The organism is Ruminococcus bromii (assembly GCF_002834225.1).
GTDB lineage: Bacteria > Bacillota > Clostridia > Oscillospirales > Acutalibacteraceae > Ruminococcoides > Ruminococcoides bromii.
This window is the reverse complement of the sequence record NZ_NNSR01000069.1, coordinates 134,395-142,427: the sequence shown is the minus strand read 5'-3', so window position 1 is coordinate 142,427 and position 8,033 is coordinate 134,395. Positions and strand designations below refer to the sequence as shown.

Genomic DNA, 8,033 nt, shown 5'->3' with positions numbered 1-8,033 from the left:
TTTGGTTTGCCAAGAATCCGAAGGGATTTGAAGCCGACCGTAAAGAAAATGCCCCTGTGGGGCATTTTTAGGGAGGAGCGTTTATGGAGGCATAGTTATGCACAGGACGCAACAGGCGAGGTGAGAGGTTTAGGTCTGTACAAAGTACTTCGGGCAGAAGCTGTGCCAAAAGAAAGTATGACACCCTTCATGGGTGCTTTTAGTTTTGGTTTGCCAAGAATCCGAAGGGATTTGAAGCCGACCGTAAAGAAAGAGGCTGCAAGAAAACAGCCTAACAACGAATAAATAATTTGTATAAGGTCAAACCGATTTTACAATCGACTCGATTGGCGGCCTTGCGACTGATATTTATTGAGAATATTTATAAATTTTTACAAAATCGTTCCGCCGCCAACTACATATTCACCGTCATAGAGGACTGCTGCCTGACCTTTTGAGATTGCTCTTTGCGGTTCGTCAAAGACAATGTGCAGGGTGTTATCGTCAATCTGTTCAACGATTGCGTCCTTTTCGGGCTGGCTGTAACGAACTCTCGCCTTGACTTTAATCGGCTTGTCGATTTTGTCACAGGTGATGAGGTTTATGTCCGTTGTATAAAGCTCCTTTGAGAAAAGCTCGTTGTTATCGCAGAGAATAACCTCGTTGGTGTCAAGATTCTTTTCCTTAACATACATAGGGTGGGGGAGTGCAAGTCCAAGACCTTTTCGCTGACCTACGGTGTAACGGATAATTCCCTTGTGTTCACCGAGAATATGACCTTTGGTATCAACAAAATTACCGTTAGGATAAGTTCTGCCCGTGTACTGCTCAATGAATTTTGCATAGTCCCCGTCTGGAACAAAGCAAATGTCCTGACTGTCGTGTTTTCGTGCGTTTATCAAACCAAGCTCATTTGCAATTTCACGCACCTTTTCCTTTGTATATGTGCCAAGAGGAAGAAGTGTTTTTGCAAGCTGTCTTTGTGTAAGACAGTACAGCACATAGCTTTGGTCTTTTGTGCTGTCAACCGATTTTTTCAGCAAATAGCGGTCTGCACCCTTGTCATACTCAATTGTCGAGTAATGCCCCGTGACAACGCAGTCAAAGTCAAGCTCTTCTGCACGGCGAATGAGCTTTTCAAATTTGATAAAGCGGTTGCAGTCAATGCAGGGATTCGGTGTTGTACCGTTTTCATAGGCTCTGATAAAGCGGTTGATTACATTTTCCTTAAAGCTGTCCTTGAAGTTATAGACATAGTAGGGAATGCCGAGTTTGAGGCAAACTCTCCTTGCATCATCAATGTCATCAAGAGAACAACAGGTTTTTTCTCGCTTTTCACCGATATCTTCGTTATCAAAGAGCTTGAGGGTAATGCCCGTTGCGTCATATCCCATATCCTTGGTAAGAAATGCGGCAACCGAGCTGTCAACTCCTCCGCTCATTGCAATCAATGCTTTGTTAGTCATTTATTCCTCCCGAACAGATTTGCGTTCATAAGTAATTTATCAGCCGAGTCTGATCATTTCGTCAATGCACTTTCTTGCGTCTGTGATAGTCTGATCATCAAGCTTGATTTCCTCTCCGCCGTTGCCGTTAAGGCAGTTGTAAACATCAACAAGTGTTGTTGATTTCATATTCGGGCAGATGAGCTTTAATGTAAGACCGTAGAAATTCTTGTCCGGACATTCATACTGCAAATGTTCGGCAATGCTGATTTCTGTACCGATAATAAATTCCTTTGCGTCGGATTCCTTTGCATAATTCATTATGCCCGATGTTGAGCCGACATAATCAGCCATTGCAACAACTTCGGGAGTGCATTCGGGATGAACAAGAACGAGTGCGTTCGGATGAAGCTCCTTAGCCTTCTTAACATCATCAACATTTACGCAGGCATGAATCGGACAACCACCGTTGAGAAGCTTGATGTTCTTGTCGGGGCACTGCTTTGCAACATAGTCGCCGAGGTTGCAGTCGGGGATAAAGAGAATGTTCTTATTGTCAAGATTGTTTACTATTTTAACAGCTGATGAGCTTGTTACGCATACATCACAAATAGTTTTGAGTTCTGCCGTAGTGTTGATGTATGCAACAACTGTGTAATCGGGGTACATTTTCTTAACCTGAGAAATAAGCTGTTTGTCCATCTGATCTGCCATACTGCAGCCGGCAACAGGCTGTGCAAGGTAAACAGTTTTTTCAGGTGAAAGAATTTTGCAGGTTTCAGCCATAAATCTTACACCGCACATAAGAATGTTCTTGTTTTCGGCTTTGCTTGCATCAACACTCAGCTTGTAGCTGTCGCCTGTGTAATCCGCAATTTCAATAATCTCATGTGCCTGATAGCTGTGGGCAAGAATACAGACATCCTTTTCATTTTTCAGCTTGAGAATCTGTTCCTGTATTGATGAAATATTCATAATAGCTTTCCTTTCAAGGTAATTAAAATTACTCCCCTTTATTATACATTTTCAGCAGTTTATATGCAATAGCTTTCGGTGTAAAAAAGCTGTATTTTTTGCGTTTTTAACAAGAAACAGCCCATATTTTTGGTTGTATTTAAAAAATATTTTTGTTCTTTTAGACTTTACACATAAATGAATATGTGCTATAATTAAGTATAAATTTTGAATAGTATCATATCCCAAAGTTAGAATGGGTTGAATTAGGAGGAATTAGTAATGAAAAAGATAATTGCTGTTATGTTTGCAGTCATGGTAATGTTATTGTCGGCAGTTCCCGCATTTGCTGCAGTAAGTCCTCAGCCGAGTACATTTAAATACAAGGTAGAGATTATTCCGACAGAGGGCGGTGACGGTAGTTATAAGTTCACAACAGGTATTGATGAAAAGGGCGAACAGCATGTATTTATTGAGCCGCTTCCATATGACGGCTATACTTTTGACCACTGGGAAATTTCGGGCGGTCCTTTCAGAACCGATAGCAAGTATACAGATGCTAATATGAATATTATTATTTCAGGTGACCTTGTTTGTACTCCTTATTACCGTAAGGCAAGCAGCGGCGGCACAACAGGTCCTGTTGCTACAGCTACGGCAAAGAAAGATGATTCAACAACTTCACCAAAGACAGGCGCAAGCGATGTTGTTCCGTATGTTGTTCTTGTTCTTTCACTTGCGGCTTGCAGTGCAGCTGTATTCAAGCTTGTAAAGAGCAAGTAATTCCAATTGTATTAAAAAATCAAGAGGCTTCTCAAAAGGAAGCCTCTTTTTTTTAATTAAACAGCCGAGCGTAAACAGTCGATTGCTTGTTCCGCAGCGATAATATATGTTTAAAATAGTAATAAAATTATACGAAACAGTGATGATTGATTGACTTTTTAGCATTATAATGATAAAATATTACCGATTAGGAGTTTTTAATATGAGCAGAAAAAGGAACAAATTTCTTATAGCTTTGATTATATTGCTTGTCGCTGTTATCATCGGCACGCTGGCTTATATAGTCATAAAAAATCTCAATGAAAGCAATGAGCGAAAAAGTCTTGAAAATGTTGCCGGTTCATATGCGTCAGGCATTGAAAACGGTACAACCTCTGCGACAGAATCTGCAACAGAAGTGACTTCACCGTCAATCAATGTGAAAAAGGTCGAAAATCCGATTGATTTCAAGTCGCTTCAACAGCAGAACAGCGATATTTATTCTTGGGTCTATATTCCCAACACAAATATCAATTATCCTGTTTTGCAAAGCCATCTTGACGATAACCTGTACCTTGACCATGATATTTACAAGAACTACAGTTTTTCGGGCAGTATTTATTCGCAGATATGCAATAAGCGTGATTATTCCGACAGGGTAACGGTTTTGTACGGACACAATATGGCGAACGGCTCGATGTTTGCAACGCTTCACCGCTTTTATGATACTGACTTTTTTAATAAGAACAAGTATATTTATGTCTATACACCCGACAGAAAACTAACCTATGAGATTGTGTCTGCATTTGAATATGATGACCGCCACATTATGAATTCATTTGATTTTTCAGACGATAAAGTTTTTTCGGATTATCTTAATATGATAGAAAATCCGCATTCTGTTTCTGTAAACAAAAGAAATATGGAGCTTACTACCGATGATAAAATTCTTGTATTAAGCACATGTTTGAACAGCGGCGACGGAAGGTATCTTGTGCAGGGAGTGCTTAAAAAAGATGAGCCAACAAAATGAAAGTTCAACCGAAACTGTAACTGAAAATATTAACGGCGCAAAGCTTGATCCGAATACACCGGAAATTCTTGAATCGAAAAGAGGAAAGAACAGTAAGGAGCATGTAAGCAATCCTTCAAGTTTGGATATAGAAGGTTATATTTTCAAGGACAGCAAGTTAATAAAGAAAAAGAAAAAAGTATATACAGATGTGTACGGAGTTGATTCCGACAGCATTGTCGTGAAGAGTAACACCACAAATCACTATAAAAAGCATAGATCAAAGTCGCATCATCACCATTCAAAGCATCAAAAGATGAAAACCTGGAAAAAGGTGCTTTTGTCAATCGGCTGTACATTACTTGGATTAGTTATACTTGCCGTAGGCACGGTTGCGTATTTGATTTATCAGGGCGGAAACGAGCTGTTTAATACGGATATTCATGTTACCGCCCCACAGGGCATTGAAACCGAGGAGAACGGTAAGTATGTCGTATACAACGGCGAAACCTACAAGTTTAACGATAAGGTGACAAATGTTCTTTGTATGGGCATAGATAAGCGTAACCTTGACGAGGACAACAACAGCAAGGTTAAAGCAAGCGGCGGTCAAGCCGATGTACTTATGCTTGTATCAATTGATACCTCAAACGGTAAAATCACCCTTTTTAACATCTCCAGAGATGCGATGGTTGATGTCACAATGTATTCCGCAGGCGGTGCGTATGCAGGAACGGAAAAACAGCAGATTTGTCTTTCATATGCATACGGTGACGGTAAGGAATCAAGCTGTGAAAATACGGTAAATTCGGTTCAGAGACTTTTCTATAACATTCCTGTCAATACATACTTCTCGCTTGACCTTGACGGTATAGCGGCGCTTAATGACAGCATAGGCGGGGTTGATGTTGTATCCCCCGAAACTATCGGCGATTTTGTTGAGGGTCAAAGCTATCACCTTGTCGGACAGCAGGCTGAAAGCTTTGTCAGAACCCGTGACACAAGCAAGGTTGATTCAAACAATATGCGTATGCAGAGGCAGAAGGTTTATATTCAGTCTTTTATTAATACGGTTCTTCAGCAGACAAAGAAGGATTTGACCACACCGCTTGATTTGTTCAACGCGTCCGCTCCGTATTCGTGTACAAATCTTAATCCGTCAAAGGTAACATATCTTGCTCAGCAGGCTGTGCTTGGCGGTGTGAACGGAATTGATATGCTGTCTGTTCCCGGTCAGGTTAAAATGGGGTCAAAGTACGCAGAATTTAATGTCAGCGAGGCAGAATTTTATCAGATGTTTTTGAGTATTTATTATACCAAAATAGAATAATAATCAAACAAATAAAATGCATCAGATTCCAAGTAAGGTTCTGATGCATTTTTGTTTTATGTGCAATGCGGTTGTTATATTGCAGCGGAATTTTCATCATAAGTGGAATTTTCATCATATCAAAACATATTTATTGAACAAAAAAATTCATTAGAGCAGGCGGATAATATCCGCCCTTACGGCTCGGTTTGTAGAAAAAACTGCAAATGCTACGCTCGGGTATAATATGTTTTGTATTTAAACAAACTGTCTTCGCGACCACAATTTTCCATTTTCCATTTTCAATTTTTCATTTAATTAACCTGTCTTCACGAACAGGGCGCAGCGACACGCTGCCGGCGGCTCGCCGTAAAAAACAGACAGCCGATTATTGGCTGTCTGCATTTTGTTTCATATTTAATTTGATGCGGAAGTTGTTTCTTTTGAAGAAGTGCCGCCTGTGAACAATTCTTCAAAAACGAAGCTTGCAAACTTCTTTCTCTGTTCTTCAAGGTCTGAAATTTTGATTGTTGATGTGATTACACCGTTCCATGTTTCGGTATGATCATCGTAGTACCAAAGACCTTCTTCAGGAACATAATACTGCTCTACATCATAGGAAAGATATGTGAGAGCGTGAGAAACAAGCGCTGTGATTTCATCCTTCTTGAGGTTTGTTGTTACAAGAGGACCGACAGAGCTTACAATTGAAACAATCTGACCGAGGTCTGCACTTTTCATACTTGTAAACAAAGTTTCAAGAAGCTTTCTCTGTCTTGAGGTTCTGTCCCAGTCGTCACCGTCAAGACCGATTTCGTTGCCGTCTTCGCCCTTTGTAAGACCTCTGTTTCGAGCATACCAAAGAGCCTCCTGACCGTTGAGATGAACAGTACCCGGTGCGTCTGTGATAGTTGTTCTTGTTTCAGACTGGTTGTTTTTGTACATCTGATAGTTGATGTAGTCAATTTCGTCCTGAGTAACTTCCATATCAACACCGCCGAGGGTGTCGATAATCTTCTTAAAGCTGTCAAAGTCAACAACCGCATAACGGTCAACCTTAATGCCGAAGTTTGCCTCAATTGTCTGAATTGAGAGCTTTGCTCCGCCGTAGTTATAAGATGCGTTGAGCTTGTCATATCCGTAACCGGGGATATAAACATATGTGTCGCGCTGGAATGATGTCAGTTTAAGCTTTTTGTGATTGTTATCAATGGTCATCATAATCATTGTATCACTTCTGCCGTGTTTGTCACCTTTTGAGTTGTCCTCACCGAAGAGCATAACATTAAGCTCCTTGGAGTTCTGCAGAAGCTCTCCCTCTGAAAGTGAAAGGTTTGTTGCATCACTCTCAAGCGGGGCAACCGATGAGTTGGTTGCTGCTGTGTTGTTGCTTGTATCATCAAGTTCCTTGAAGTTGAGAGTGTCAAGGAACGAATAGTAGTAAAGCATTCCGCCGCCGCAAATCAGAAAAATCATTGAAAACACAAGGCAAAGAATCCTTTTGAGTCTGCCTTTTTTATTATATAATTTTTTGATTTGCTTGTTTGAGCTTATGTCAACAAAATTGCTTTTCTGACTGCTTTTTTCGTAATTTGGCATATTACTCCTCCAATCGGGTAAAAAGCACACAATACATAAGTATAGCTTATTATACCATATGAGAATTTCTTTTAATGCTAAATTAGAATTAAAATCTGTCTTTTAGTGAAGTTTTAGTGAAATTTCTGTCGGAATAACGCTAAAAATTTTGTCAGTTTATATCAATCCTGTTCATCAAGCGACAAATAAAAGGACGGCAGAAACTCTTTTTCAAACACTTCGTTTTCAGGCATATTCATATTGTGAATTGAGTTTTCGGTTGCCTCTTTTGCCTTTGAAAACTCGCTGTTGCCCATTTTTATTTCTTCAATACATTTTATGAGTGCGGAAAACTTGTCCGCCGCTTTTACAAATTTTTTAAGTTCGCTGTCGCCTGCACCGTTCATTTTGATGATTTCGTCCATATCATCCTTAAAATCATCGGGGAGCATTGATACAAGCCTGTCGCCTGCATTCGCTTCAATTTCTTTGTAGGCATTTTTGATTTCGGGATTAAAGTATTTTACGGGAGTCGGCATATCGCCCGTTATGATTTCGGTTGCATCGTGAAAAAGTGCGAGCAATGCGGCTCTTTCGGCGTTAAGACTGCCGCCGAAACGCTTGTTGTGAATCAAAACAAGGCAATGTGCAATCACTGCAACATCAAGACTGTGCTCACTGAGATTCTCGTTTCTTGTGTTGTTCATAAGCCCCCAGCGGTTGATGTACCGCATTCTTGAAAGCATTGCGTAAAAATGTGAAATATTCATCTGTAGTTTCTCCTGTTTTTTGCTAAAAATTAGTGCAATTTGTATTGTACTATGTTATAATGTAGTGTGAGTGTGAGTATCCTCTGCTCCTTGTAAGCAAAGCAGAGCGTTGCTCCGATTTAAATCTATTATGCAGGTGTCTTTTGAATAAATGACGGTGAAAGACATTTACATCATTGATTATACTATTCATAATTTAAAAGTAAAGAAATTATCGAAAAAAT

Annotated in this window: 8 protein-coding genes; 4 read left to right on the top strand and 4 right to left on the bottom strand. The window is 40.0% G+C overall.

Annotation, left to right across the window (positions count from 1 at the left end; all coding sequences use genetic code 11):
* The coding region (locus RBATCC27255_RS07840) for a hypothetical protein (protein WP_206602219.1) at positions 1-285 on the top strand (285 nt) is incomplete at its 5' end.
* 86 nt (positions 286-371) lie between these two features.
* Here RBATCC27255_RS07840 and mnmA read toward each other — a convergent pair.
* Together mnmA and nadA are read right to left on the bottom strand one after the other, a co-directional pair.
* On the bottom strand, positions 372-1,445 hold the full coding sequence (gene mnmA, locus RBATCC27255_RS07835; RefSeq protein WP_101029474.1) for a tRNA 2-thiouridine(34) synthase MnmA: 1,074 nt from the start codon (positions 1,443-1,445) through the stop codon (positions 372-374).
* 39 nt (positions 1,446-1,484) lie between these two features.
* Positions 1,485-2,399, bottom strand: coding sequence for a quinolinate synthase NadA (gene nadA, locus RBATCC27255_RS07830; RefSeq protein ID WP_101029473.1), 915 nt, complete (start codon positions 2,397-2,399; stop codon positions 1,485-1,487).
* Between the two features lie 261 nt (positions 2,400-2,660).
* Between nadA and RBATCC27255_RS07825 the strand changes: the two genes are divergently transcribed.
* The 3 genes from RBATCC27255_RS07825 to RBATCC27255_RS07815 all read left to right on the top strand — a co-directional run bounded on the left by RBATCC27255_RS07825 (position 2,661) and on the right by RBATCC27255_RS07815 (position 5,482).
* The gene (locus RBATCC27255_RS07825; RefSeq protein WP_101029472.1) at positions 2,661-3,161 is read left to right on the top strand and encodes a hypothetical protein; all 501 of its coding nucleotides are present in this window, start codon (positions 2,661-2,663) and stop codon (positions 3,159-3,161) included.
* 202 nt (positions 3,162-3,363) lie between these two features.
* Entirely contained in the window at positions 3,364-4,173 is an 810-nt protein-coding gene (gene srtB, locus RBATCC27255_RS07820; protein WP_169923299.1) for a class B sortase, read from the top strand.
* The gene (locus RBATCC27255_RS07815) at positions 4,157-5,482 is read left to right on the top strand and encodes an LCP family protein (RefSeq protein WP_101029470.1); all 1,326 of its coding nucleotides are present in this window, start codon (positions 4,157-4,159) and stop codon (positions 5,480-5,482) included. Before srtB ends, RBATCC27255_RS07815 begins: the two co-directional genes overlap by 17 nt.
* 396 nt (positions 5,483-5,878) lie before the next feature.
* Here the strand turns inward: RBATCC27255_RS07815 and RBATCC27255_RS07810 are convergent, their stop codons facing one another.
* Both RBATCC27255_RS07810 and yfbR read right to left on the bottom strand, forming a co-directional pair.
* On the bottom strand, positions 5,879-7,060 hold the full coding sequence (locus RBATCC27255_RS07810; protein ID WP_101029469.1) for an LCP family protein: 1,182 nt from the start codon (positions 7,058-7,060) through the stop codon (positions 5,879-5,881).
* 161 nt (positions 7,061-7,221) lie between these two features.
* Complete coding sequence (gene yfbR / locus RBATCC27255_RS07805; protein ID WP_101029468.1) at positions 7,222-7,809, bottom strand: 5'-deoxynucleotidase; 588 nt, start codon at positions 7,807-7,809, stop codon at positions 7,222-7,224.
* Positions 7,810-8,033 lie beyond the last annotated feature (224 nt).